Consider the following 24,977-nt stretch of genomic DNA (forward strand, 5'->3'; position numbering starts at 1 on the left):
GTTTGGCTGTTGCAGGCTTCCGGAAACCTCGTGAAAGCCGGGTCCGCCGCGGCGGATTTTTTCTTCCTAATTTTTCATCCCGACACAACCATGAACCAACCCATCCGCCTCGGCACCCCGCTTTCCCCTTCCGCAGTCAAAGTGATGCTTCTCGGCTCCGGCGAACTCGGCAAGGAAGTCATCATTGCACTGCAGCGCCTGGGCGTGGAAGTCATTGCCGTCGACCGTTATCCCGACGCACCCGGCCATCAGGTAGCCCACCGCGCTCATGTGATCGACATGACGGACGCTGCAGCGCTGACCGCCCTCATCGAACAGGAAGCCCCGCACCTGGTCGTGCCTGAAATCGAGGCCATCGCCACACCGGCGCTGATGGAACTCGAAAAAAGAGGCGGCACACGCTTCATTCCGACGGCCCGCGCCGCCTGGCTGACGATGAACCGGGAAGGAATCCGCCGGCTGGCGGCCGAAACCCTCGGATTGCCGACCTCGCCCTACCGCTTCGCCGATAGCCTGGATGAACTGAAAGCCGCCTGTGGCGCCGTCGGCTTTCCCTGCGTGGTGAAGCCGGTGATGTCGTCTTCGGGCAAGGGACAGTCGAAAGTGGACAGCGCAGAAGAAGTGGAAGAAGCCTGGCGCTACGCAGCCTCGGGCAGCCGCGTCGATGCCGGGCGGGTGATCGTGGAAGGCTTCATCGATTTCGATTACGAGATTACACAGCTGACCGTACGCGCACTCGATGCCAGGGGCGAAACGGTCACGCATTTCTGCGAACCGATCGGCCATGTGCAGGAAAAAGGCGACTACATCGAATCCTGGCAGCCGCATCCCATGCCTGCCGCAGCGATGGCAAAGGCGCGCGAGATTGCGAAGAAGGTCACGGATGATCTCGGCGGCCTGGGATTGTTCGGCGTCGAACTGTTCGTCAAGGGAGACATGGTCTGGTTCTCGGAAGTCAGCCCGCGCCCGCACGACACCGGCATGGTAACGATGGCAAGCCAGCGCCAAAGCGAGTTCGAGCTGCATGCCAAGGCCATCCTTGGCCTGCCGGTAGATGTTTCTCTTCTGGCTCCGGCAGCTTCAGCTGTCATCTACGGGCAGCATGAGGCGAAGGCCATTGCCTTCGAAGGCGTGGCGGAAGCGCTTGCCGTACCCGGCGTCGATATCCGCCTGTTCGGCAAGCCGGAATCCTTTGCCCGCCGCCGCATGGGCGTGGCGCTGGCAACCGCATCCGATACGGACGCGGCGCGGCGCCTTGCCAAGGAAGCCGCTGCCAAGGTCCGCCCTGTCCTGCCGTAACAGGCAGGCGAAAGGCGACGGGAAGGCTTGTACCAATTCCAAGCCCTTCCATCGCTTGGGATCGCGTCTTTTTCCGCCTGGCCGAGTGGCAGCCGACGTTCGTAGCCCCGCCATGGACTCCTGATCCGCCATTTCCGCCTTGCCAGCCGAAAAACCAGCGATCTCATTCCTCATGGAATACCTTGGATTGGTATTACCCGGGCACCAGCTTGAGAAGACCCAGCCTGCCCTTTTCCACTTCAGCGCGCTGCGTCTTCAGCGGGATGTATCGCACATCCACCCAGCGCTGCGACAGGTTCCGGTAGAGGGGCGAGAGCACATTGCCGGACTGGCCGGTCGAATGGATGAAGCGCGAGTTCTCCAGGTTGGACAGGTCATACACTGCCCTCAGGCTGGCGGCGTGGCGGTTGGCGAATGGATCCTTTTCATCGCGCAGGCTGTATCTGCCGACATTGACGGTGTGGGTATCGCCCGGGGACGGCACCCGGATATCGAAGAAGCGCGCCAGCAGATCGACCTTGGTGAAAGGACGGTGCTCCGAACGGGCGGCATGGGCGTCACCCCAGCGCCATTTGGCCATATCCCCGCCGTAGCGCCGATCGAGATCGGCCAGGGCCACCTCCAGCGCGGTCGATAACAGTTCCGCGCAGGTCTGCGGCTTGCTGTCTGCCGGCTTGTTTACGTCGGCGCACCAGCGGCCCTGCCCGTCCTTGTCGAACAGGACGTTCACCGTGGATTGCTGCACATTTCGGTGCTCGAAGTAATCCTTCATGAGCGCCTCGCCGAGTTCATCCCTGAAGATTTCGTTCGATATTTCCCGCATCCAGGCGTTGTAGATCAGTGCGGCGACGCTGTCCACCCGCATTTCCCCGTTCCATTGCCCGAGCAATCCGAGTGCCGCGCGTGCCTTCTCTGATCTGGGCGCTGTCTTGACGAGCAAGGGAAGGACTTCCCTCGCAGCCAGGGAGACATCATCCTTCTGCATCTGCGCAAAGCTGTCGAGGCCATGTGTGGGCGCCGCATCCAGCAGCGACTGGATCCGGTCCGCGCGATACGGCATGCTCCATTCGCTGGTCAGGTAATGCGGATAATCAGGCCCGACGATCTTGTGATTGGCGGTCACGATCTTTCCGGACGGCGGATTGAATTCCTTCGGCAGGTCCTGGAAGGGAAGAAAGCCGGCCCAGTCGTAGCGCGCATCCCAGCCGGGCGCGGGCGCAAGGCCTTTCAGATCGTTTTCCGGCTTGCGGAGCGGCACCCTACCGGCCGCGACAAAGCCGATATTGCCGTCGACGTCGGCATAGACCATGTTTTGATGCGGAGAATTGAAGTCGGCCGCACCGTCGAGAAACTGCTGCCAGTTGCCGGCGTGGTTGATCTTCATGCCGGCTTGCAGCGTCATGTCATCCGGGCGCAATGCCGTCCAGGCGAAGGACACGACATACTTCTTCGCATTGACGGCCGTCCGGTCGACGACCGGCAAGGCGCCGCTGATGACCGGACCGTGGCGGGTCTCGCGGACCAGCAGCTGCTGGTCCGCCGCGCCCTTGACCTTGATCGTTTCCACCCGGGCTGTAAACGGCGCCCAGCCATCCGGAGTCTGGTACCGCGCGGCGTTGTCGGGATCGACGCGTTCCAGGTACAGGTCCTGCACATCCGACGCGGTATTGGTGAATGCCCAGGCGATCCGGCTATTCCTTCCCAAAACGACGCTCGGTATCCCCGGCAGCGTTGCGCCCACCACTTCGAATCCCGGCGCGGAAAGATGGGCGAAGTACCACAATGCCGGAGCGGACAATCCGAGATGAGGATCATTGGCGAGCAAGGGCTTTCCGCTTTCCGACAAGGCGCCGCCGACGGCCCAGTTGTTCGAACCCATTCCCTCCACCAGCGAAGCTGGCGCCGCAGCCGCGATCCTGGTGAGCTGGCCGGCAATGGTCATCATGTCGCCGTATAGCACGGTGTAGTCGCGAGTCTGCAGCACAGGGTCGCCCGGATACGGCGGCAGAAACTCATTGATACGATCAAGCGACAGACGCTGCGACAGGCGCATGCGCAGGATTTCCTGCGACCAGTTTGCACCCAGGTCCCATGCCATCATGGTTTGCCAGCCGATCGAGTCGACGGGATGCCAGGGTTCCGGTGCGGCCGCCCGGGTGAGCAGGAATTCCGGCGGCAAGGGACTGGAGCGAGTCGCCAGGTAGGCATTGACGCCGCGCGCATAAGCCTCGAGCCCGGCTCGGGTTTCAGCGGACAGGTTGGCCAGGATGCGCTCGGCATTGCGGCGAATGCCAAGGGTGCGCAGGAAGCGGTCGGCATCGACGGCGTTCGGTCCTAGGATTTCCGCCATGCGGCCGGCGGCAATGCGCCGATTCATCTCCATCTGCCATAGGCGGTCCTGGGCATGCACGAAGCCGAGCGCGAAATAGGTATCCTGTTCGGATTTGGCATAGATATGCGGAACGCCTTCGGCATCGCGCACGATGTCGACGTCACCCTGCAGTCCGCCGAGCCGGATCGTGCCGTCGATGGCCGGCTGGCTGGCGGACCGATACCAGAGGCCGGCTGCGAGCGCAGCGACCGCCAGGATGGCGATCAGAACGCCAGCGGTGCGGGCAACTTTCCGCAGTGTTGTTGTCATATGGGTCATTTCCTCTTCCAGTTTAAAGCCAGTTGCCCGGGCTTTTCAAAGCCTTCGAACCCCGCGCATTGTCAGATGGTAAGATGTGGAGTCATGTCATGAAACCGCAACAAAACCGTTCTTATCTTATGAAATTTGACGTTGCCATCGTGGGAAGCGGTCTCGCCGGACTCTCCGTAGCCCTACATCTTGCCAAAACACGCAAGGTTGTTGTGATTTCCAAGCGCACACTCCTTGACGGCGCAAGCAACTGGGCACAAGGCGGCATCGCCGCCGTGCTCGACTCCGGCGACAGCCACGAGCAGCATATCGCGGATACGCTGGTGGCCGGAGCCGGCCTGTGCGACGAAACGGCCACGCGTTATATCGTGGAACACAGCCGCGCGGCAATCGAATGGCTGATCGAACAGGGAGTTCCGTTCACCCGGGATCCGACTGCTGAGCTTGGCTATCACCTGACCCGGGAAGGCGGCCACAGCCAGCGGCGCATCATCCATGCCGCCGACGCCACCGGCCATGCGGTGCAGGTGACCCTGGAACAGAAAGCGCGCGCGCATCCGAACATCACGATACTCGAACACCATTACGCCATTGACGTGATCAAGTCCGACAAGCTGGAGGGTTCCGCCCCGGCTTCGGCTGCGGATTCGGACGACGGCGGCACGCCGCGCTGTGTCGGCCTGTATGTGCAGGATGTCAATTCCGGCAAGGTGATGACGCTGGCTGCGGATCACACGGTACTGGCCACCGGCGGCGCCGGCAAGGTGTATCTGTACACCACCAATCCCGACACCGCCACCGGCGACGGCATTGCAATGGCCTGGCGCGCGGGTTGCCGCGTTGCCAACATGGAATTCATCCAGTTTCATCCGACCTGCCTGTACCATCCCTACGCAAAATCCTTCCTGATCAGTGAAGCCGTGCGCGGCGAAGGTGGTTTGCTCAAGCTGCCAACGGCGGCCGGTGCCGCCGCCGGACAGCGTTTCATGGAGTGGCATGATGAGCGGGCGGAACTGGCGCCGCGTGACGTGGTGGCGCGCGCCATCGACTTCGAAATCAAGAAGCGCGGCCTGGACCATGTCGATCTCGACATCAGCCACCAGCCGCCGGAATTCCTGAAAGAGCATTTCCCGACGATTTATGCCCGCTGCCTGGAATTCGGCATCGACATCACCAAACAACCGATTCCGGTCGTGCCGGCGGCACATTACACCTGCGGCGGCGTGGTCACCGATGCCATGGGCCGGACCGACCTGCCGGGCTTGTACGCGGTGGGCGAAACCGCCTACACCGGCCTACACGGCGCCAATCGCCTGGCCAGCAACTCGCTGCTGGAATGCCTGGTGCTCGGCCGCGCGGCGGCACAGCATATCGAACAGCAGCCGAAGCCGCGCTCCCTGCCCCTGCCGGCATGGGACGAGAGTCGCGTGACCGATGCGGACGAGGAAGTGGTGATTGCGCACAATTGGGATGAGTTGCGGCGCTTCATGTGGAATTATGTCGGCATCGTGCGCACCACGAAGCGGCTCGAGCGGGCGCAGCACCGCATCGGCCTGCTGCGCGAGGAAATCTACGAGTATTACTCGCACTTCCGCATCACCCGCGACCTGCTGGAACTGCGCAACCTGGTAGATGTTGCCTCGATGATCGTGGAGAGCGCCTTGTCGCGCCGCGAGAGCCGAGGCCTGCACTTCAGCCAGGACTATCCGGAAACCCTGCCCAAGGCCTTGCCCACGGTGCTGGCGCCTTCGCGGCGCTAGAGCGCCTTGGCCTCGACTTGGCAAGTCAGGATGAACCGGCTTGAGGCTATGTCTGCCACGCCGCTGCGTGCTCTGGATACGCTTCAGTGATGATCGACTTCTCCGGTGCGCGGGGCGCGTTTGTAAGCGCGCTCCTCGACGCCACTTCGAACCGCTGCAATACAGATCAGGCACAGCCTGGAACGGATGGCGGATGACGGATGCAAAAATGGCCGGTTGATTCAACCGGCCATTTCCATTTCCGTTTCCCCATCGGAAATTGCGCAAAGCAGTTCAGCTCATGACTTCAGCCGATCACTCGCAACGAATAATCGGTGGCACGCACATCCTTGGTCAGGCTGCCGATCGATATCCGGTCGACGCCGGTTTCGGCGATCGCGCGGACGGTCGACATATTAATGCCGCCGGAGGCTTCGAGAACGGCACGCTCCGCCGCGATTTTCACCGCCTCCCGCATCATGTCCAGAGAAAAGTTATCCAGCAGGATTGACTTCGCTCCTGCATTCAGGGCTTCATCCAGCTCGGCGAGGCTTTCGACCTCGATCTGGATCGGAACCCCGGCATTGAGCGCCTGCGCGGCACGCATCGCGGCAGTAATACCGCCCGCTGCCGCGATGTGGTTTTCCTTGATCAGGATGCCATCGTAAAGCGCCAACCGCTGATTTTTGCCGCCGCCGACGCGTACCGCATACTTCTGCGCCAAGCGCAGCCCGGGCAGCGTCTTGCGGGTATCCAGCACGGAGGCACGCGTCCCGGCAACGACATCGGCGTACTGGCGCGTCGCCGTCGCGACGCCCGACAGCAGTTGCAGGAAATTGAGCGCCGAACGCTCTGCCGTCAGCAAGGCCCGCGCCGGCGCCTGAATCAGGCAGACCTGCGAGTCCGCGGTCATCTGCGCGCCTTCGGCATAGTGCCATTCGATCTTGACGCGCGGGTCAACCTGGCTCATCACGCCCTCGAACCATGGCGCTCCGCACAGCACGGCATTTTCCCGCACCAGCACGCGCGCCTGTACCGTCTCGTGCTCGGGCACCAGCAGTCCGGTGAGGTCGCCGGTACCGACATCCTCGGCCAGCGCGGTACGGATGTTGGCTTCGAATGCCGCAGACAGCGCCGGATCGAAAGGCGCAAATGGATTCTTCAATGTGCTCATGCCGGGCCGATTCCTGCAAACAGTTTCTGTTCCTTGGCGAGATCGCCGGTCGGGCGGACATTGGCTTTCTGGGCCGCCGCGAAAGCCAGCATGCGGTCGATGCACAGATAGGCCTTGCGCCCAATTTCCGGATCGACATGGATCTCGTTGCGGCCGGTCTCAAGCACATCGGCCAGGTTTTGCAAGCCGTTCATCGCCATCCACGGGCAATGCGCACAGCTCTTGCAGGTGGCGCTGTTGCCTGCGGTCGGCGCATCGATGAAAATCTTGCCGGGCGCTGCCATGCGCATCTTGTGCAGGATGCCATTGTCCGTCGCGACGATGAATTCCTTCGCATCCAGGGATTGTGCCGCGGCGATCAGCTGCGAGGTCGAACCGACGACATCGGCCTGGGCCACCACGGCTTCCGGCGATTCCGGGTGCACCAGAATCTTCGCGCCGGGATGGTCCTTCTTCAGCAGTTCGAGTTCGATACCCTTGAATTCATCATGCACCAGACAGGAGCCCTGCCAGAGCAGCATGTCGGCGCCGGTCTTTTTCTGGATGTAGCCGCCGAGATGCTTGTCCGGCGCCCACAGGATCTTCTTGCCCTGCGCATGGAGATGCTCGACGATCTGCAGACCAATGGAAGATGTCACCATCCAGTCCGCTCTTGCCTTCACGGCGGCGCTGGTGTTGGCGTAGACGACCACGGTGCGATCGGGATGGGCGTCGCAGGACGCGGCAAATTCTTCCGACGGGCAGCCAAGGTCGAGCGAACAGGTTGCGTCGAGATCCGGCATCAGGATGGTTTTTTCCGGGCTCAGGATCTTGGCGGTTTCACCCATGAATTTCACGCCGGCCACTACCAGGGTCTTGGCCGGGTGATCCCTGCCGAAACGCGCCATCTCGAGGGAATCGGAAACGCAGCCGCCGGTTTCCTCCGCCAAGTCCTGCAGGTCGGCATCGACATAGTAATGCGCCACGAGCACCGCCTGCTTTTCCTTGAGCAGCTTGCGGATGCGCTCCTTGAGCGCGGCTTTTTCAGCTGGCGATGGCGCAGCCGGTATGCGCGCCCAGGCATTTGCGGTGCAACTGGTGCCGGCATCCATCTGCGGGCGCTCGAATTCGATGGTCTTAATAGGTTGGATCTGCATGGTGTCGATGAGTAATACCACCGCAAGTGGCAAGAAAACGAGAGTATGCCCGATACTTCCGATGTGAGTGCGCCAATGCCTTATTCAAGAAAAATCTGCGTCCTCGGTATCCTTCCCTTCCGCATTTCCTTTTCGTCAAGAGCCTTTGCCGCTGTGCGTTAACCATGGAAAGCATGGAATTTATACGACAATTATTTCCTGAGCGCAATTTATACATTTACGTGAGGAAATATTCGGACGATACTTGAATGAGAAATCTCAATGCCGCACGGAAATATTCGTTATACAAAGGCAAGGTGAAGTTTCCAAGAAGAATGAGCTGGGAGGCAAGTCATTGGAACGCAGCATCAACGATGGCAGACTCTCTGCATAAATCGGGGTGGAAAGACGCCCCGGAGCGTGAGGAAGACAATCATGACGAAGGTGTTCGACAAGACGGAAAAGGGGCGCGAAGAAATTGCCACCCGAAAGTATCATCTATCCCCGAGGATTCGCAGCCTGCTGGTAATGATTGACGGCAAACAGACCGCCGATGAATTGCTGAAAAAAGTCGCCGGCCTTGGCGTCAATGAACAGGCCATGACGGAATTGCTGCAGGAAGGATTCATTCAGGAAGCCGCGTCGCTGGCAATAACCAGAGCCGCAAACGCCAGCTCAGCTAACGCCGACGGAAACATCCCGGCTCCTGCGGAGGCACCGGGCGTGCCTCATTCAACACCACTTGCCTCGCCAAGCCCGGCGGTAGTCGTGCTTCCCGAGGGCCAGACGCAGTTCGAAGCCATTTACCGCTTTTACAACGAAACCATCAAGAGCACGATAGGGCTGCGCGGCTACGGCCTGCAGCTCAAGGTCGAGAAAGCGGCATCGATCGACGATTTCCGCCAGTTGAAGAAACCCTATCTCGAAGCCGTGCTCAAGGCCCAGGGCCAGGAAATGGCGCGCAGCCTGAGGGACAGGCTGGACAAGCTGCTGTATCTGGGAGAGCCGATTCCGGAAACCACCACCATCGCCGGTCTCAACAATTAAACCGGCAACCGGCTCATCCCCGCAATCACTTTGCCGGCCTCACTCGATACCCTGGCTCTTGAGATAGTCTTCGTAGTTGCCCTGGAAGTCGATCACTTCGCCATCCTTGACTTCCAGGATGCGCGTGGCCAGCGATGATACGAATTCGCGGTCATGCGACACGAAAATCAGCGTGCCCGCATATTTGTCCAGCGCGATATTGAGGGATTCAATCGACTCCATGTCCATGTGGTTGGTCGGTTCGTCCATCAGCAGCACATTGTGACGGCCAAGCATCAGCTTGCCGTACATCATGCGGCCCTTTTCGCCGCCGGACAATACCTTCACCGACTTCCTCACATCATCGCCGCCAAACAGCAGACGGCCGAGGATCGAGCGGACTGCCTGGTCGTCGTCGCCTTCCTTGGTCCACTGCCCCATCCAGTCGGTGAGGTTCTTGTCGACTGCAAATTCCTCGGTGGGATCCTGCGGCATGTAGCCGACATTGGCGTTTTCCGCCCACTTGCCCACGCCGTGATCGGGTGCGAGACCGCAGATTTCCATGCCCCCGATACAACGCAGCAAGGTGGTCTTGCCGGCGCCGTTGGCGCCAATGATGGCGATCTTCTCGCCGGCTTCCACCATCAGATTGATATTGTTGAAAATCGGGCGGTCATAAGTCTTGGAAAGACTCTGGACCTCGACGGCGAGACGGTGCAGCTTCTTCTCGCCCTCGAAGCGAACGAAAGGATTCTGGCGGCTGGACGGCTTGATGTCCTCGACCTTGATCTTGTCGATCTGCTTGGCGCGGGATGTCGCCTGGCGCGCCTTGGACTTGTTGGCAGAGAAGCGGCGCACGAATTCCTGCAGTTCGGCCACGCGTTCCTTGGCCTTGGCGTTGGCCGCCATCTGCTGCGCGCGCGCCTGCGACGAAGCAAGCATATAGTCGTCGTAGTTGCCGGGATAGACCTTCAGCGTACCAAAGTCCATGTCCGCCATGTGCGTGCAGACCTGGTTCAGGAAGTGACGATCGTGGGAAATGATGATCATGGTGGAATTGCGCTCGTTGAGCACGTCTTCCAGCCAGCGGATGGTGTTGATGTCGAGGTTGTTGGTCGGCTCGTCGAGCAGCAGGATGTCCGGATTGGAGAACAGCGCCTGCGCCAGCAGCACCCGCAGTTTCCAGCCGGGGGCGACATTGCTCATCGGTCCCTGGTGCTGTTCGATCGGCACGCCGACGCCGAGCAGCAGTTCACCGGCGCGGGCCTCGGCGGTATATCCGTCATATTCGGCGAACTTGGCCTCGAGGTCGGCGGCCTTCATGTAGTCGTCGTCGGTCGCGTCGGGATTGGCGTAGATGGCGTCGCGCTCGGTCATGGCGGCCCACATTTCCGTATGGCCCATCATGACGACGTCGAGCACGCGCATTTCCTCATAGGCGAACTGGTCCTGGCGCAATTTACCGAGACGCTCGTTCGCGTCCAGCATGACATTGCCGGCGCTCGGCTCGAGGTCGCCGCCGAGAATCTTCATGAAGGTCGACTTGCCGCAGCCATTGGCGCCGATCAGGCCGTAGCGATTGCCATCACCGAATTTGACGGAGATGTTTTCAAACAGCGGCTTGGGGCCGAACTGCATCGTGATGTTTGCGGTGGAAAGCACGTAGAAGCCTTTTCTTGCGAAGTGAATACGAAACCGGTCATTCTACCATTTCGGACCAGCGATCCACCGCTTCGCATCGCAAATCCACGGCCGGCATGTTATGCGCCTTGCAACAGCTTCTCCCGTGCGGCAACAAAGGCCTGAGCCGAGCGCGTCAGCGCCGCTTCATCCACACCGGGCTGATACAGCTGGCCGCCGATGCCGAAACCGCTGGCTCCGGCCGCTACATAACCGGCCATGTTCTGCGGATTGATGCCGCCTACGGGGAGCAGGGGCGTATCGGCCGGCAGGATGGAACGGATGGCCTTGACCGCCGATGGCGGAATCATCTCCGCCGGGAACAGCTTGAGTCCATGGGCGCCGGCCTGCAGCGCGCGGAAGGCTTCGGTCGGCGTGGCAACGCCGGGCAAGGCAACCATGCCGTTCGCTGCCGCATGAGAAATCACATCCTCGGCGCAGTGCGGGGACACGATCAGCCTGCCGCCGGCATCCTTGACGGCATTGACGTCGGCCACCTTCAGCACGGTGCCGGCGCCGATCAGCGCGTCATCCGGCGCCATGTCGATCAGGCGCTGCATCGCTTCGATGGCGCCGGGCCGGTTGAGCGGGACTTCCAGCATGCGAAAGCCGGCGTTGAACAGCACGCGCCCGACCATGGGCGCCTCCTCCGGTGTCAGGCCGCGCAGGATGGCCACCATGGGAAATTGAACGGGACGGAATAAGTCGGACATGTTTTACCTCGGAAGATTGAAAAGCGCTTTGAGCGCCGCAAGGTAGACGGTATCGGGCTGCCAGGCCCGCGACGGTATGCCGAGCAGCTCCAGCGCATTATGGTAGCGGGCGGATAGACCCGGACTGCCGATCACCTGAACCGGCGTGCCGGCCATTGCCTTGGCGCGCTGCAGGATGTCATGAATCTCGGTGCCGATCAGCAGGCCCGAGAGGTAGGATGCCGTGTGCTCGGGCGGCATCATGTCGGTAACGACCAGCGCGCGGCAACCGAATGCGGTATGCGGGAAACTGCCGTGTCTCGCCGCCCGCACGCCGGCGGCAAAGGCATCGGGATGCGACTCGTCCTTGTTTCCGATCACCTTCGACAGCGTGCCGTTCTGGGAAAGCAGCGCAAAGAACTCGCCTGTCATGAAGGTGAGAAACTCCATGATGCGGCCCTGCTCCACCCGCGCCCACTTGCTGTGCGTTCCGGGAAGCAGGAACCAGCCTTCCGAAGCGTCGGCGCCGCTCAGGGCGAGGGCGCCGAGGATCTGCGCCTCTTCGCCGCGCATCACGTCCGGAATGCCGTTGGGATCGACGTACTTGTAGCCCGGCGCCACGCGGCAGCGCACGCCGGGGATGCCGGTGTCGATCGCCATCAGGTTGTCATGTAGCGCGGTCAGCGGCCGGTCGACGCCCAGGTAAGGCGCTTCCTTCCATCCATTGCGGCTGCCCACCATGCCGGACATGACGATATCAGCCTGCCGCAGGCCGAGGGTTTGCAGCAGGTCGCGCAGCGAGCCGGCAAAGTCGCCGTTGACGTGCAGGATGCCGGCGCCGTCATCATGCTGCCGCAGCAATTCGCCGCGATGATCGAGGACATAGCTTCTGCGGTTGCTGGTGCCCCAGTCGATACCGAGCAAGGTCGTGTCTTGTATTGTCATAGGTGGAGATTTCGTGAAGAGAATGTCGTTCACCTGGCGCGGATGAACTTGCACGCCATGCGTTATCGCGACGATACCTGGCCGTATCGGGCAGCATGTCAGGCCCAGCCGCCATCGACAATATACTCTTGCGCGGTACACATCGCGGCATCGTCGGAAGCAAGGAAGAGTACCATCCTCGCGACATGCCAGGGCGCCACCCTGCCCTTGAGGCACTGATTCTGGTCAATCAGCTTTTCTCCTTCCTCATCGACCCACATGGTCAGCTGGCGCTCGGTCATCACCCAGCCCGGCGTGACGGTATTGACCCGGATATTGTAAGGTCCGAGATCGCGCGCCAGGCCGCGCGTCAGCCCGCTGACCGCGGCCTTGGTGGTGGTATAGACCGGATAGCCGCCGTTGGCGATATGCCAGCTGGTGGAACCGAGGTTGATGATGGCGCCGCCGCCGCGGCGCTTCATGCCTTCTATTACCGCCTGGCAGGTAAAGAACATCGGGCGCTGGTTGATCGCGATACGTTCGTTCCAGTAATCGAGGGTGACTTCCTCGGGCTTGTGGCGCTGGTCATTACCCGCATTGTTCACCAGCACATCGAAGTCGCCGATATCCGCGGCAACCGAGCGCATGACTTCCTGCAGCGCGGGAATGTCGCGGATGTCGCATTCCCGGAACACCGGCTTCTCATACCCGGCCACCGAGAGCTTTTCGCACAAGGCCAGGCTCGCATCGACCGCGATATCGATGAATGCCACTTTCGCGCCCTGCTCCGCAAAGGCGGTCACGATGCTTTCGCCGATGCCGGAACCGCCCCCTGTAATAAATACCCGCTTGCCTTTGAGGCTGCCGAAACGCGCCAGCTCAGCTTGTGCTGCCATGATTTTCTCCTGAACTTTCGAATCGATGACTAATCAATATTGATGCTAAGTCGAAACCCTTCCCCCGCAGCTCACGATTTCACTCGCATTTACCAGTTTTTACCCGTTTTCATTCACGTTCACTCAATGTCCTTCACGAAAGCTCTATGACCATGGAGAAACCCAAACGTCGCAGCCGCGCCTGGTTCGAAAAGCAGGACCGCGACGGCTTTGTGCATCGAAGCTGGACATCGAAAGCCGGCCATCCTGCGGACGAATTCGACGGCCGCCCCGTCATCGGCATCTGCAACACCTGGTCCGAACTGACCCCCTGCAACAGCCACTTCCGAGAACTCGCGGAATTCGTCAAGCGCGGTGTACTTGAGGCAGGAGGATTCCCGCTTGAGTTCCCCGTCATGTCGCTTGGCGAGACGCAACTGCGGCCGACGGCCATGTTGTTCCGCAACCTGGCCAGCATGGACGTGGAGGAATCGATTCGCGGGAATCCGATCGACGGCGTCGTGCTGCTCATGGGATGCGACAAGACCACGCCGGCCCTGATGATGGGCGCGGCCAGCTGCGGCCTGCCGACCATCGGCATTTCCGGCGGCCCCATGCTCAACGGAAAATTCCGCGGCAAGGACATCGGTTCCGGCACCGGGGTCTGGATGATGTCGGAAATGGTGCGCGGCGGACAGATGACGCAGGAAGAATTCACCGAAGCCGAAGGCTGCATGAACCGTTCGTCCGGCACCTGCATGACCATGGGCACGGCGTCCACGATGGCAAGCATGGTGGAAGCGCTCGGCATGTCCCTGCCGGGCAATGCGGCGATACCGGCACCCGACACGCGACGCAACCGGCTGGCGCAGTTGAGCGGACGGCGCATCGTGCAGATGGTCGAGGAAGACCTCACGATGGACAAGATCATGACGCGCGAGGCGTTCGAAAACGCGATCCGCGTCAATGCCGCCATCGGCGGATCGACCAATGCCGTGATTCACATGCTCGCCATGGCTGGCCGCATGGGCATCGATCTGACGCTGGAAGACTGGGACAGCATCGGCAGCCAGTTGCCGTGCCTGGTCAACCTGCAGCCTTCGGGCCACTTCCTGATGGAAGACTTCTACTATGCGGGCGGCGTGCCCGCCGTGATGCGGGAAATCCAGCATCTGCTGCACCTCGACGCACCCACGGTCAACGGCAGGACCATCGGCGACAACATCAAGGATGCCCCCTGCTACAACCGCGAAGTCATCAAGACGGTCGAGGAGCCGTTCAAGGAAGCCGCCGGCATCGCCGTCCTGAAGGGAAATCTCGCGCCGGACGGCGCCGTCATCAAGCCCTCGGCCGCGTCGCCGCAGCTGCTCAAGCACCGCGGCCGCGCGGTGGTGTTCGAATCGATCGAAGACCTGCATGCGCGGCTCGACGATCCCGACCTCGACATCGACGAGACTTGCGTGATGGTGCTCAAGAATTGCGGCCCCTGCGGCTATCCCGGCATGGCCGAGGTCGGCAACATGCCGCTGCCGAGCAAGGTGCTGATGAAAGGCATCAGCGACATGGTCCGCATTTCGGATGCGCGCATGAGCGGCACCGCCTACGGCACCGTGGTGCTGCATACCTCGCCAGAGGCGGCGGTCGGCGGGCCGCTTGCACTGGTGCGCAACGGCGACATGATCCAGCTCGATGTCGGCGAGCGCAGCCTGCACCTGGAAGTCAGCGACGAGGAACTGGCGCGGCGCCGCGCGGAGTGGACGCCGCCGGAGCGGCCGACGCGCGGCTATGCGAAGCTGTACGTCGACCATGTACAGCAGGCGCATCTCGGCGCCGACCTCGATTTCCTGGTCGGCCGCAGCGGCGCGCCGGTACCGCGCGAATCGCATTGACAATGACAGCATCGATACACAACGACGATAAAGACAGGAGGCGCTTATGAAGACGCCCGAATGCATCTGGGAGGCCAAGGCACTGCTGGGCGAAGGGCCGCTCTGGTCGGTCAGGGAACAGGCGCTGTACTGGGTCGACATCCTCAACCATCGCCTGCACCGCTACTCGGTCAAGGACGGAACGCGTACCTGGCAGTTCGATGAAGAGATCTCGGCGATCGCCGAGCGTGCCGATGCGGACGGCTTCGTGATCACCCGCAGGCACGGATTTGCCACCTTCAATCCCGCCACCGGAGAATTGGCGCCGCTCGCCAGCGTCGAGTCCGACCTGCCCGGCAACCGCTTCAATGACGGCAAGTGCGACCGCCTCGGCCGCTTCTGGGCCGGCACCATGGACTTCCATGCGGACAAGCCGACCGGTTCGCTCTATCGCCTCGCGCCCGGCGGCGAATGCATGCGCATGGATACCGGCTACATGGTGACCAACGGCCCCGCCTGGTCGTCCGACGACAAGACGCTCTATCACAACGACAGCGCCCGGGGCCATGTCTATGCGTTCGACTATGACCTGGAGCGCGGCGAAATTTCAAACAAGCGTCTGTTCCTGCAGTTCGGCGAGGAAGACGGATCGCCCGACGGCATGGCGACCGATGCCGAGGGCGGACTCTGGATTGCGCATTGGGGTGCCAGCAAGCTGACCCGCCATGATGGGCAGGGCAAGCTGCTGCACACCATTGACTTGCCGTGCAGCCAGATCACCAGCTGCGTTTTCGGAGGACCGTCGCTGAGAACGATGTTCATCACGTCCGCCAGCGTCGGCCTGTCGCCGCAGCAACTGGAACGAGAACCGCTGGCCGGCAGTCTATTTGCGCTCGACCTCGATATTGCCGGGGTTCCTGCCAATCCATTTCGGGGATGATGCCTGCTGCCATGAAGACCGATACTCTGACACTTGAATCCGACCGACAACGCCTGCTGCTTGCTCCGGAATTCGGCGGCGGCGTCATCGGCTGGGACTGGAAACTGAACGATCAGTGGTCGCCCATGTTCCGGCCCTGGAACGGCAAATCCGAAGACCGCTATACGCTATCCTGCTTTCCGCTGGTGCCCTGGTCGAACCGTATCACCGGCGGCGGCTTCGAGCACGAGGGTGTATTCCATCCGATACGCCTGAACCGGACCGGCGAGAGCTATCCGATCCATGGCGATGGCTGGATGCAGGCCTGGCAGGTGAGCGAGCGCACCGGCGACCGCATCAAGCTGTCGCTCGAATCAGACAAATTCGACAGCAACCCTTATCACTACCGCAGCACGCAGACCTTCCTGCTGCTGCCCGACGGGCTCCAGATCGATCTCACGGTCACGCATCTCGGCCAGGGAACGCTGCCCTATGGCCTGGGCCTGCATCCGTATTTCATGCGCAATGCGCAGACGCGATTCATGGCCAAAGCCGAAGGCGTTTGGCTATCCGGCGACGATCCGATTCCGGTCGAGCATACGACGAATTTTCCGGAAACCTGGGACTACAACACGCCGGCGCCGCTGGAGGGGCCAATGATCGACAATTGCTTCAGCGGTTGGAATGGCAAGGCGGTGATCGAGTATCCGGACCGGGCGCTGACCCTCACCATGGTGATGCCGGACTGCAACGGCTACAGCCTGATGTACCGGCCGCTCGGCTTCGATTATTTCTGCTTCGAACCGATCACGCATCCCATCGACGCCTTTCACATGTCGAATCAGCCAGGACTCGCCATCCTGGGGCACGGCGACAGCCTCGCGCTGCGGGCCAAGTTCCTGGTCAGCGGATCAAGCACCGGCTGAGCGGCGCGCGCTCAGCCCCGGATAACCGCTCATCGTCAGCGCGGCATTGCGGCCGTCGGACTGAAGCCGCGCGTGGCTGCCGATGACGAGAGTGGCCTTGTCGCGAATGTGGCCGAACGGCAGCCCGGTGAAAATAGGGACGGAGAGGGTCTTCCGCAGATAGGCAAGCATCGCCTCGAAATCATAGCCGTTGTCGTAGTCGAACAGGCGGTAGGCGGAGAAATCCCCGAAGACGATGGCTTTCTGTTCGAGCAGGCCGGCATGCAGGAGCTGCAGCAGCATGCGCTCGACCCGGTAGGGGTGCTCGTTGACATCCTCGATGAACAGGATGCCATTCCTGACATGGGGCAGAAAAGGCGTACCGATCAGATGCGTGAGCATCGTAAGGTTGCCGCCCCACAGGACTCCGGACAGATCCGCTTCCGGCTGCTCGGCCGGAGCCAGCGCAACCGCATGCGTTTTTCCGGACACGCACCGCCAGAAGTCGCCAAGCGTGTAGTCGCTGGGGTCTTCGCGTGAAAAATCATCGCAGATCATCGGCCCGGCGAAGCTGATGGCGCCGTCATGCGCGAGCATTGCCATCTGCAAGGCGGTGAAATCGCTGTGGCCGACAAACAGCTTGCCGCTGGCCGACAAGGCGGCAAGATCGATCCGGGGCAGCAGGCGCGACAAGCCATAGCCGCCGCGCAGCGCGAGCACGATATCGACTTCCGGATCGGCGGCTGCCTGGTGCAGTTGCGCAATCCGTGCCTCATCCGTGCCGCCGAAGCGCTGGAATTTCGATTCGGCATCATAGAAATTCTTCACCCGGCAGCCCTGCTCCTGCAGCCTCGCGGTGGCGCGCCCTACGGCCAGCGGGTCGGCAGCGTAACCGCTTGCCGCAACAATGGCGACCGTCGCACTGGACAGCTGTACTGGTTTCCCCATGCTTCCCTATCGTGATGTTTTTCCTGCCCTGCCCGCAACCGCAATGCACATCATAAACATTTTGCGCATCAAGTGCTGCTGGCGGCGGCCGCCAGTTCGCGACGGCAGTGCGAACCGATCAGGCTGGCGATCGGCACTTCCAGCTGCGGCGGCAGGTCATGACCCATGCCTTCGATCTCGTGCATGATCGCGTTGGGAATCCAGCGCGCGCTGTCCTGTCCGCAGGCAATCGGCACCAGCGGATCGTCCGTGCCATGGATGATCAGGGCCGGCGCCCGGATAGTGCGCAATTGCGCCACCAGGTCGCCGGATGAGGCGACCGCCATCATCTGGCGCGAAGTGCCGCTGATGCTGGGATTGCGGCGCACGCTCTGGATGATGCGCTGGCGGAGAAGCGCTTCCGGCGTCGGATAGGCCGGGCTGCCCAATATCTGGAACAGATGCACGTAATACGCGACAACGCTCTCGAAGTCGCGCGGATTGGCCGGTGTCGACAGCATCGCGGTGCTTGCCGCCAGCGTCGGTCCCGGCAGGCCCGGGCGGCCGCTGGTCGACATGATGGACGTCATGGTCAGCGTGCGATCCGGATAGCGCGCCGCGATGATCTGCCCTATCATGCCGCCCATCGAGGCGCCGACGATGTGTGCCTTCTTGATATCGAGCGCATCCATCAGGCCGATCGTGTCGCGTGCCATGTCATATAGGGTGTAGCTGCTGAACATCGGCATGCGGAACAGTGGCTTGAACATGGCGAGATGCGGATGCGTCTTGCCGAAATGATTCACCTTGGACGACAAGCCGCTGTCCCGATTGTCAAATCGTACGACGCGAAAGCCCTGCTGCACCAGGGTCTGGCAAAATTTATCCGGCCAGGAAATCAGTTGCAGTCCAAGCCCCGCGATCAGGACAATCGTTTCGCCCGCAGGGTTGCCCTGCACGTCATAGGCAAGCTGAATGCCGTTGGTTTCAATTACAGGCAATGGGACCTCCCCTTTGCAGAGTCGACAGTATTTTCATTGTTGAAACTTGGTTGTGGCGTTGATGCGGTGTTAATGCTTTGCTCCTAGGGCCTGTTCACACTTCATTCGGGAGATGCGTTCGCGCCATAACGCGTATTGGCGGTGGCGCGTTCTGGTGCGAACCCTTCGGGAAGGTACCGTAGGCGTCGCATGGCGGCGTTACGTGGGGACGCCGAGTCCTCCTTGCCGTAGCACCGCTACGACGCGTCGTCGTGCCTGGCCCTGCCACGCCTACGGTGCCTTCGCACTCCCGAATGAAGTGGGAACAGGCCCAATCCTTCCGCACCTGCAGCCTCCAACAGCAAACGGCGTGCCTGAATGAAAAGACTCTGGTTTCGGCGCCGTCCCATACCGCAATGTAATTCCGGCACCGCCAGATGGCAAAATCTTCGCACGTCCGAGCCGGCGGGAATCATTGTTAACTGCAAGAAATGTTTTCTGCCGAACGAACAACCAAGAGTCCACTCTACACGAGCCGCTGCGGCAATGCAGCAGCGAGGTCAAGCGAACGGCATATCGTTGCCGGACAGTTCCGGCGGCAGCGGGCTGACATCGAGCTTGCGCTGAAGCGTACGGCGCCGCTCGGCGAAGAAGGCGCGCAGCAGGTTCCCGCATTCTTCCGCGAGGACTCCGCCCTTGACTTCAGTGTGATGATTGAGGCGCTCCTGCGCAAACAGATCGACGATGGATCCGCAGGCGCCAGTCTTCGGGTCGTGCGCGCCGAAGACCACCCTGGCCAGCCGCGCATGCATCATCGCGCCGGAACACATGACGCAGGGCTCGAGCGTAACGAACAATTCACAACCCGGCAGCCGGTAGTTGCCGAGAATGCTGGCCGCGGCGCGCAAGGCCATGACTTCCGCATGCGCGGTCGGATCATGCGTGCCGATGGGCTGGTTGAAACCGGTGGCGATCACCGCCCCGTCCTTCACCACCACCGCGCCGACCGGCACTTCGCCGAGCGCCCAGGCATTGTGCGCCTGCGAGATCGCCTGCTGCATGAAGACTGCGTCGTCCATCGCCATCGCCGCCTCAGTCCGCCGTGATTTCGGCCCAGCAGTTGGGCGTTTCATGCAGAACCACCTTCTGCAGGCGCAGCCCTGTGCCGAAACGGTCGTGGAACACGCCCTTGAGGATGTCGAAGGCGGTGCGCGCCAGGTTTTCCACGGTGGGGATGCGGTCGATCACCACCGTCTTGTGGCCCGGCAGGCTGGCCAGGAATTCCAGCACGGCAGTGTCCTTTTCATACGCCAGGAAGGCATGGTCCCAGACGTCGACCAGATGCTGCTTCGCCAGCGTCTTCACATCGGAAAAGTCCATGATCATGCCGTTGTCGGAACTGCCCTCTTCCTCGATCACCGCACCGACGAGAGTGATTTCCAGGGTATAGCGGTGGCCGTGCAGGTTGCGGCACTGGCTTTTGTGATCGGGAATGCGGTGTCCCGCATCGAATTCGAGTTTTCTTGTAATCGTCAGCATCGGAGTTTCAGGGTATTTGCAGTAATTTATGCGTCTGGATGCTCAGCTTCCAGCGGGGATTCCGTTTGCAGGTCTCGATGGCGAGCTGCGTATTGCGCGCCGCGTCGGGGCCGTCCATCGGTTGCAGGTAAAAGTGCTCGAAGTCGAGCGATGCATATTCTTCAAGCGGCTGACCGTCCTGGGGAATCACCACCTTGAGTTCATTGCCCTTGGTGACCTTCAATTGCGACCCCATTTTCGGGCTCACGCATATCCAGTCCACGCCGACGGGAACCGGGAGCGTGCCATTGGTTTCAATGGCGATCTCGAAGCCTTGGGCATGCACTGCGTCGATCAACGGCCGGTCGAGCTGGAGCAGCGGCTCGCCGCCGGTAAAGACAACGAATTTGCTGCCTGAATAGGTGTCCGGCCAGAGCGAGGCGACTGTTTCCGCAAGCGCGCCGGCATCGTACTTGCCGCCCCGCTCGCCATTGGTGCCTACGAAATCCGTATCGCAGAACCTGCAGACCGCATCGGCGCGGTCGGATTCGCGGCCAGACCAAAGGTTGCAGCCAGAGAAACGGCAGAACACCGCAGGACGGCCAGCATGCGTGCCTTCACCCTGCAGCGTATAAAAAATTTCTTTCACACTGTACGTCAAAATGTGTTCCTAGAGAAAAACGATGAGACGGCGCGAATTATGACGGTATACCGGCATGCCGGTGTTTCGGCGGTGCTAGTGGTGCGAAGCAGGAATTTACTGGTCAAAGGATGGGTGAAAATCATGCCGATACTGCGTCAACAATGCGCGCAAGGCTCCGGCCTTGCTGTGCTTTTTCCTTGTCCCGGCATGATTCCGCCACATTCGCTTTTAACAAGTTTTCAATTCATACCACTAGTCATCCGGTGCCCGGCAACGGAATTCGGTTGCCTCAAGCCGATCCCGCGCCGCCGCTGCAAGGAGCGACAGAACGGCGGAGCGCATGGCGGTCGGGCAACGGGAGGGCAAAAGGGAAATTGTCCGCGATTCGCGGATCAGGACGCTATTTTCGCATTTAACGGCGAAATCGCCCAGCATCATGCGCATATACCGGAAATAGGCGGGAGAAATATCCGGATGGTGCCGATCGTATCGCGCCTCCCCGGTCTACCCGCAGGAACGCGAAGGGTACCGGCCACCCATCATCAGCGGCCGGTAGCGGCGGAAAAGGAATCGCAGTGGGAGCCGCAGTGCGCAAATGCGCGCCGGCATCCACGTTCAGTGCGACACGCCTTCCCGCCGCAAGACCTTGAGTGCGGTCAGCAGCAGGATTTTCAGGTCGAAGGCAAGCGAACGTTTTTGCAGGTATTCGACATCCAGCCTGACCTTTTCAGCAATGCTCAGTTCGTCGCGGCCATTGACCTGCGCCCAGCCGGTGAGTCCCGGCTTCAGATCATGCACGCCATGCCGGGTGCGCAGGGTGATGAGGTCGGTCTGGTTGTAGAGAGCCGGGCGCGGCCCGACGAAACTCATGTCCCCTTTGAGGATGCTCCATAACTGAGGCAGTTCATCCAGGCTGCTGCGGCGAAGGAAACCACCGAGCGGCGTCAGATAAAGCGCCGGATCATCCAGCAGATGAGTGGCGAGCACCGGCGTATCGGCACGCATGGTGCGGAACTTCGGCATGCGGAACACATCATTGCCGGCGCCGATCCGGTCGGACCAGTAAAACACCGGCCCTCCCGACGACAGCCACACCAGAACGACCAGCGCAAGAAATGGAGCCAGCAACGCAAGCATTAACAATATTGCAAGCAGGAGATCGACCAAGCGTTTCATGAGCAGATGACTGGTGTGGGTTTTACCTGAACCATGCGTAACCGGAAGCGGCATCAATTCTTGGCTTGCTCGACGGCCTTGCCTACGGCGTCGACCACGCGCTGCAGATCCGCTTCGGGCAGGTATGGCCCCATCGGCAGGCTAAGCACGCGTTCGGACATCGATTCGGCCACCGGAAAACGCGGGGTGGTGTTGAAGCTCGCATAGGCGACCTGCATCGGAATCGGCACCGGGTAATGAATCGCCGTCGGTATGCCTTGCTGCCTCAGTACCTCCTGGACCACCGGCCGGTTCTCGACAATGATGGTGTACTGGCCAAATACGCCGGTGCGATCCTGTCGCTGCGTTACCGTCCGCACCTTGTCCTTGAACAGGCTGTTGTAACGTTCGCCGATGCGGATGCGCTGCTCGATTTCCCAGTCGAAGTAATCGAACTTGGCCAGCAGGATTGCGCACTGCAAGGTATCCATGCGCCCGCCGACACCGACACGGGTGTGCACATAGCGCTGCGATTGGCCATGAATGCGTATCTCGCGCATTGCCTTGGCGAGGTCCGGATCGCTGGTGAAGACGGCTCCTCCGTCGCCGTAACAGCCCAGCGGCTTGCTCGGAAAGAAACTGGTGCATCCGATGGTCGACAGGTTGCCGCTGCGGCGGCCCTTGTAAGTCGCACCCAGGCTCTGCGCCGCGTCTTCAATCACGGTCAGGCCGTAACGCCGTGCGATCGCATTGATTTCGTCCATGTTCGCCGCCTGGCCGTAAAGCGACACCGGGATGATGGCGCGCGTTCTCGGCGTAATGCAGTCCTCGATGCGGGATGCGCTGATCAGGCAGGTATCGGGTTCGATGTCGGCAAACACCGGTATCGCGCCCAGCATGACAATAACCTCCGCCGTCGCTACGAAGGAGAAAGGCGTGGTGATGACTTCGTCTCCCGGACGCACGCCGATGGCCATCAGCGCGATCAGCAGGGCATCTGTGCCGGAGGAGACCGAAATGCAGTGCCGCGCGCCGGTGAAGGCGGCAAGCCGCTGCTCCAGCTCTTCGACTTCCGGGCCCATGATGTAATGACCATGGTCGAGCACTTTCTGGATACGGGCCGCGATGTCGCCGCGCATCTCCCGGTATTGGCTCTTGAGATCGATGAACTCCACGGCGGTCGCGGCAGAAGCTTCGGCTTCGGCTGCGAACGGAGGTGTGATCGATGCGGGTGAATACTCAGCGTGGAGCGGATAGGACACAGATATCCTCCTTCAGGACATAACGATCCCCGGTGCGGGGACAGATGGTTTCACCGCTGCCCTTGAGCGGCAGATCGAGTCGTTCGCCATGCCGGCTCATCCAGCCAATCTGCCGGGCGGGTACGCCGGCGACCAGCGCAAAGTCGGGCACATCACGATTGACGACGGCGCCGGCGGCAACGAAGGCATAGGCGCCGATGGTGCTGCCGCAGACGACGGTGGTATTGGCGCCCAGCGTTGCGCCGCGCCGGATCAGCGTGCGGCGGTACTCATGCTTGCGGCTGACGGCGGAGCGCGGGTTATAGACATTGGTGAACACCATGCTCGGGCCGCAGAACACGTCATCCTCTATCCTCACCGCGTCATATACCGAGACATTGTTCTGGATCTTGACGTTGTCGCCGATCTCGACATCGTCGGCAACGAAAACGTTTTGCCCTAGCGAGCAGCCCCGTCCGATGCGTGCCCCGGCGCTGACATGGCTGAAGTGCCAGACGCGCGTGCCCTCCCCCAGCACGGCGCCGGCATCCACAATTGCACTGTCATGAATCTTGGCTGCCATGTCAGTACTCCAGCGGCAGCGCGACACGCCGGCCGTCGCGTGCCGACAGATAGGTGGCGATCAGTACCTCCAGCGTCTTCAGCCCTTCCCTTCCATCGGTATGCGCCTCGGCTTCGCCGCGCAGGGTGCTGATCACGTTGTCGTAATACTGGGCATGCCCGAAACCGTAGACGGATCCGGTTTCGTAACTGGCGGCCTTGACCTGTTCGTCGGCTTCGATCGGTTCCGCAAATTCCCAGTGCAGCACCTGGTTCAGGGCGACGCCCCCGATCCGTACCGTACCCTTGTCGCCGAGTACGGTGATGCTGCCCTCCATGTTCCTGGGATAGGTCAGCATGGTCACGTTAACCGAGCCGAGCGCGCCGTTGCGCCAGCGCAGGCACATCACGCCGCTGTCCTCCACTTCGATATTGCGTGCCTGCGTGGCGGTATAAGCGTGCAGGCTTTCAATCGGCCCGACCAGCCATTCCAGCAGGTCGATATAGTGGCTGGCCTGGTTCATGAAGGCGCCGCCGTCATACTCCCAGGTGCCGCGCCATTTGGCGCTGTCGTAGTATTCCTGAGGCCGTGTCCAGAACACATTCACGCTGACCATGTGCACCCGGCCGAAACGCCCGTCGTCCAGCGCCTTCTTCAGCAGCTGCAGCGTCGCGTTGCGGCGATTCTGCTTGACGACGAATAGCCTGACGCGGGCCTCATCGCAAGCGGCGACCATGCGCTTGCCATCTTCCCAGCGTGTCGCCATCGGCTTCTCGGTAACGACATGGCGGCCTGCCGCCGCCGCGGCGATGGTCTGGCTCGGATGCAGCCCGGAAGGCGTGGTGAGTATCACCGCGTCGGCGGCGCAGTCGGCAAGCAGACTGGACAGACCGCGATAGGGCTTGGCATGTGTCAGATCCACGGCCTCTTCGAGCGCCCGGCCATCCGTGTCGCAGACGCCAACCAGCTCGCACCGGTCCGCATGCTGCTGCAAGGCGCTGAAATGATTTCTCGCAATGCGTCCACAGCCGACCAGCGCAAATCTTACTTTGTCGCGGCTGCGTATCGAAGCGGAGGATGGGAAATTGTCCATG

The 24,977-nt window shown here is 61.3% G+C and carries 22 protein-coding genes; 6 read left to right on the plus strand and 16 right to left on the minus strand.

Going from position 1 to position 24,977, the window contains the following annotated elements; genetic code table 11:
- Positions 1-90 precede the first annotated feature (90 nt).
- Entirely contained in the window at positions 91-1,299 is a 1,209-nt protein-coding gene (gene purT, locus FH061_RS08160) for a formate-dependent phosphoribosylglycinamide formyltransferase (protein ID WP_151634832.1), read from the plus strand.
- 193 nt (positions 1,300-1,492) lie between these two features.
- Here purT and FH061_RS08165 read toward each other — a convergent pair whose 3' ends face one another.
- Positions 1,493-3,940 (minus strand): penicillin acylase family protein, encoded by a 2,448-nt coding sequence (locus tag FH061_RS08165; RefSeq protein ID WP_151634834.1) that lies wholly within the window; start codon positions 3,938-3,940, stop codon positions 1,493-1,495.
- Between the two features lie 128 nt (positions 3,941-4,068).
- Between FH061_RS08165 and nadB the strand changes: the two genes are divergently transcribed.
- Positions 4,069-5,700 (plus strand): L-aspartate oxidase, encoded by a 1,632-nt coding sequence (gene nadB / locus FH061_RS08170; protein WP_151635239.1) that lies wholly within the window; start codon positions 4,069-4,071, stop codon positions 5,698-5,700.
- 286 nt (positions 5,701-5,986) lie between these two features.
- On the opposite strand, the gene nadC is transcribed toward nadB, so the two are convergent.
- Both nadC and nadA read right to left on the minus strand, forming a co-directional pair.
- Positions 5,987-6,853 carry a carboxylating nicotinate-nucleotide diphosphorylase gene (gene nadC, locus FH061_RS08175; protein ID WP_151634836.1) on the minus strand — a complete coding sequence of 289 codons (867 nt, stop codon included), beginning with the start codon at positions 6,851-6,853 and terminating at the stop codon, positions 5,987-5,989.
- Positions 6,850-7,989, minus strand: a complete 1,140-nt coding sequence (gene nadA, locus FH061_RS08180) for a quinolinate synthase NadA (RefSeq protein ID WP_192804964.1) — start codon at positions 7,987-7,989, stop codon at positions 6,850-6,852. Before nadA ends, nadC begins: the two co-directional genes overlap by 4 nt.
- A 414-nt stretch (positions 7,990-8,403) precedes the next feature.
- Here nadA and FH061_RS08185 point away from each other — a divergent pair, with 414 nt between their 5' ends.
- Complete coding sequence (locus FH061_RS08185) at positions 8,404-9,015, plus strand: hypothetical protein (protein ID WP_151634838.1); 612 nt, start codon at positions 8,404-8,406, stop codon at positions 9,013-9,015.
- A 39-nt stretch (positions 9,016-9,054) separates the two neighbouring features.
- Here FH061_RS08185 and FH061_RS08190 read toward each other — a convergent pair whose 3' ends face one another.
- The 4 genes from FH061_RS08190 to FH061_RS08205 form a co-directional block, all read right to left on the minus strand.
- Positions 9,055-10,656 (minus strand): ABC-F family ATPase, encoded by a 1,602-nt coding sequence (locus tag FH061_RS08190; RefSeq protein WP_151634840.1) that lies wholly within the window; start codon positions 10,654-10,656, stop codon positions 9,055-9,057.
- Between the two features lie 98 nt (positions 10,657-10,754).
- The gene (locus FH061_RS08195) at positions 10,755-11,387 is read right to left on the minus strand and encodes a 2-dehydro-3-deoxy-6-phosphogalactonate aldolase (protein ID WP_151634842.1); all 633 of its coding nucleotides are present in this window, start codon (positions 11,385-11,387) and stop codon (positions 10,755-10,757) included.
- A gap of 3 nt (positions 11,388-11,390) precedes the next feature.
- Positions 11,391-12,311 carry a 2-dehydro-3-deoxygalactonokinase gene (locus FH061_RS08200; RefSeq protein WP_151634844.1) on the minus strand — a complete coding sequence of 307 codons (921 nt, stop codon included), beginning with the start codon at positions 12,309-12,311 and terminating at the stop codon, positions 11,391-11,393.
- A gap of 98 nt (positions 12,312-12,409) precedes the next feature.
- Positions 12,410-13,186: an SDR family NAD(P)-dependent oxidoreductase gene (locus FH061_RS08205; RefSeq protein ID WP_151634846.1), complete on the minus strand. Its 777-nt coding sequence runs from the start codon at positions 13,184-13,186 to the stop codon at positions 12,410-12,412.
- A gap of 146 nt (positions 13,187-13,332) precedes the next feature.
- Between FH061_RS08205 and araD the strand changes: the two genes are divergently transcribed.
- From araD to FH061_RS08220, 3 genes are read left to right on the plus strand one after another with little or no spacing between them, the layout of a single operon-like run.
- Complete coding sequence (gene araD / locus FH061_RS08210) at positions 13,333-15,054, plus strand: L-arabinonate dehydratase (protein WP_151634848.1); 1,722 nt, start codon at positions 13,333-13,335, stop codon at positions 15,052-15,054.
- Between the two features lie 46 nt (positions 15,055-15,100).
- A complete protein-coding gene (locus tag FH061_RS08215; RefSeq protein WP_151634850.1) occupies positions 15,101-15,973 on the plus strand; it encodes an SMP-30/gluconolactonase/LRE family protein in 873 nt (290 codons plus the stop codon).
- Positions 15,974-15,984: 11 nt separating this feature from the next.
- Positions 15,985-16,878 carry an aldose 1-epimerase gene (locus tag FH061_RS08220; protein ID WP_151634852.1) on the plus strand — a complete coding sequence of 298 codons (894 nt, stop codon included), beginning with the start codon at positions 15,985-15,987 and terminating at the stop codon, positions 16,876-16,878.
- On the opposite strand, the gene ldcA is transcribed toward FH061_RS08220, so the two are convergent.
- The 9 genes from ldcA to FH061_RS08265 all read right to left on the minus strand — a co-directional run bounded on the left by ldcA (position 16,864) and on the right by FH061_RS08265 (position 24,976).
- Positions 16,864-17,805 (minus strand): muramoyltetrapeptide carboxypeptidase, encoded by a 942-nt coding sequence (gene ldcA, locus FH061_RS08225; RefSeq protein ID WP_151634854.1) that lies wholly within the window; start codon positions 17,803-17,805, stop codon positions 16,864-16,866. The two genes, FH061_RS08220 and ldcA, sit on opposite strands and share 15 nt — an antisense overlap.
- Before the next feature lie 68 nt (positions 17,806-17,873).
- Positions 17,874-18,785 (minus strand): alpha/beta fold hydrolase, encoded by a 912-nt coding sequence (locus FH061_RS08230; RefSeq protein WP_151634856.1) that lies wholly within the window; start codon positions 18,783-18,785, stop codon positions 17,874-17,876.
- A gap of 539 nt (positions 18,786-19,324) precedes the next feature.
- Positions 19,325-19,843 (minus strand): tRNA adenosine(34) deaminase TadA, encoded by a 519-nt coding sequence (gene tadA, locus FH061_RS08235; RefSeq protein ID WP_225984540.1) that lies wholly within the window; start codon positions 19,841-19,843, stop codon positions 19,325-19,327.
- Positions 19,844-19,856: 13 nt separating this feature from the next.
- Positions 19,857-20,303: a 6-carboxytetrahydropterin synthase QueD gene (gene queD / locus FH061_RS08240; protein ID WP_151634860.1), complete on the minus strand. Its 447-nt coding sequence runs from the start codon at positions 20,301-20,303 to the stop codon at positions 19,857-19,859.
- Between the two features lie 7 nt (positions 20,304-20,310).
- Entirely contained in the window at positions 20,311-20,943 is a 633-nt protein-coding gene (queE, locus tag FH061_RS08245; RefSeq protein ID WP_151634862.1) for a 7-carboxy-7-deazaguanine synthase, read from the minus strand.
- 597 nt (positions 20,944-21,540) lie between these two features.
- A complete protein-coding gene (locus FH061_RS08250) occupies positions 21,541-22,101 on the minus strand; it encodes a sugar transferase (RefSeq protein ID WP_151634863.1) in 561 nt (186 codons plus the stop codon).
- A 53-nt stretch (positions 22,102-22,154) separates the two neighbouring features.
- Positions 22,155-23,255: a DegT/DnrJ/EryC1/StrS family aminotransferase gene (locus FH061_RS08255; RefSeq protein WP_151635243.1), complete on the minus strand. Its 1,101-nt coding sequence runs from the start codon at positions 23,253-23,255 to the stop codon at positions 22,155-22,157.
- 64 nt (positions 23,256-23,319) lie between these two features.
- Positions 23,320-23,904: an acyltransferase gene (locus tag FH061_RS08260; protein WP_151634865.1), complete on the minus strand. Its 585-nt coding sequence runs from the start codon at positions 23,902-23,904 to the stop codon at positions 23,320-23,322.
- A 1-nt stretch (position 23,905) separates the two neighbouring features.
- Entirely contained in the window at positions 23,906-24,976 is a 1,071-nt protein-coding gene (locus FH061_RS08265; protein ID WP_151634867.1) for a Gfo/Idh/MocA family protein, read from the minus strand.
- Between the last annotated feature and the right edge of the window lies 1 nt (position 24,977).

Origin of the sequence: Noviherbaspirillum aerium (assembly GCF_008929045.1) — a bacterium.
Lineage (GTDB): Bacteria > Pseudomonadota > Gammaproteobacteria > Burkholderiales > Burkholderiaceae_D > Noviherbaspirillum > Noviherbaspirillum aerium.

What these genes read in the sequence shown, in the direction of transcription:
- purT (WP_151634832.1), top strand. Translation starts at nt 91, where the DNA reads ATGAACCAACCCATCCGCCTCGGCACCCCGCTTTCCCCTTCCGCAGTC.
- FH061_RS08165 (WP_151634834.1), bottom strand. Translation starts at nt 3,940, where the DNA reads ATGACAACAACACTGCGGAAAGTTGCCCGCACCGCTGGCGTTCTGATC.
- nadB (WP_151635239.1), top strand. Translation starts at nt 4,069, where the DNA reads ATGAAATTTGACGTTGCCATCGTGGGAAGCGGTCTCGCCGGACTCTCC.
- nadC (WP_151634836.1), bottom strand. Translation starts at nt 6,853, where the DNA reads ATGAGCACATTGAAGAATCCATTTGCGCCTTTCGATCCGGCGCTGTCT.
- nadA (WP_192804964.1), bottom strand. Translation starts at nt 7,989, where the DNA reads ATGCAGATCCAACCTATTAAGACCATCGAATTCGAGCGCCCGCAGATG.
- FH061_RS08185 (WP_151634838.1), top strand. Translation starts at nt 8,404, where the DNA reads ATGACGAAGGTGTTCGACAAGACGGAAAAGGGGCGCGAAGAAATTGCC.
- FH061_RS08195 (WP_151634842.1), bottom strand. Translation starts at nt 11,387, where the DNA reads ATGTCCGACTTATTCCGTCCCGTTCAATTTCCCATGGTGGCCATCCTG.
- FH061_RS08200 (WP_151634844.1), bottom strand. Translation starts at nt 12,311, where the DNA reads ATGACAATACAAGACACGACCTTGCTCGGTATCGACTGGGGCACCAGC.
- FH061_RS08205 (WP_151634846.1), bottom strand. Translation starts at nt 13,186, where the DNA reads ATGGCAGCACAAGCTGAGCTGGCGCGTTTCGGCAGCCTCAAAGGCAAG.
- araD (WP_151634848.1), top strand. Translation starts at nt 13,333, where the DNA reads ATGACCATGGAGAAACCCAAACGTCGCAGCCGCGCCTGGTTCGAAAAG.
- FH061_RS08215 (WP_151634850.1), top strand. Translation starts at nt 15,101, where the DNA reads ATGAAGACGCCCGAATGCATCTGGGAGGCCAAGGCACTGCTGGGCGAA.
- FH061_RS08220 (WP_151634852.1), top strand. Translation starts at nt 15,985, where the DNA reads ATGAAGACCGATACTCTGACACTTGAATCCGACCGACAACGCCTGCTG.
- ldcA (WP_151634854.1), bottom strand. Translation starts at nt 17,805, where the DNA reads ATGGGGAAACCAGTACAGCTGTCCAGTGCGACGGTCGCCATTGTTGCG.
- tadA (WP_225984540.1), bottom strand. Translation starts at nt 19,843, where the DNA reads ATGGACGACGCAGTCTTCATGCAGCAGGCGATCTCGCAGGCGCACAAT.
- queD (WP_151634860.1), bottom strand. Translation starts at nt 20,303, where the DNA reads ATGCTGACGATTACAAGAAAACTCGAATTCGATGCGGGACACCGCATT.
- FH061_RS08250 (WP_151634863.1), bottom strand. Translation starts at nt 22,101, where the DNA reads ATGAAACGCTTGGTCGATCTCCTGCTTGCAATATTGTTAATGCTTGCG.
- FH061_RS08260 (WP_151634865.1), bottom strand. Translation starts at nt 23,904, where the DNA reads ATGGCAGCCAAGATTCATGACAGTGCAATTGTGGATGCCGGCGCCGTG.
- FH061_RS08265 (WP_151634867.1), bottom strand. Translation starts at nt 24,976, where the DNA reads ATGGACAATTTCCCATCCTCCGCTTCGATACGCAGCCGCGACAAAGTA.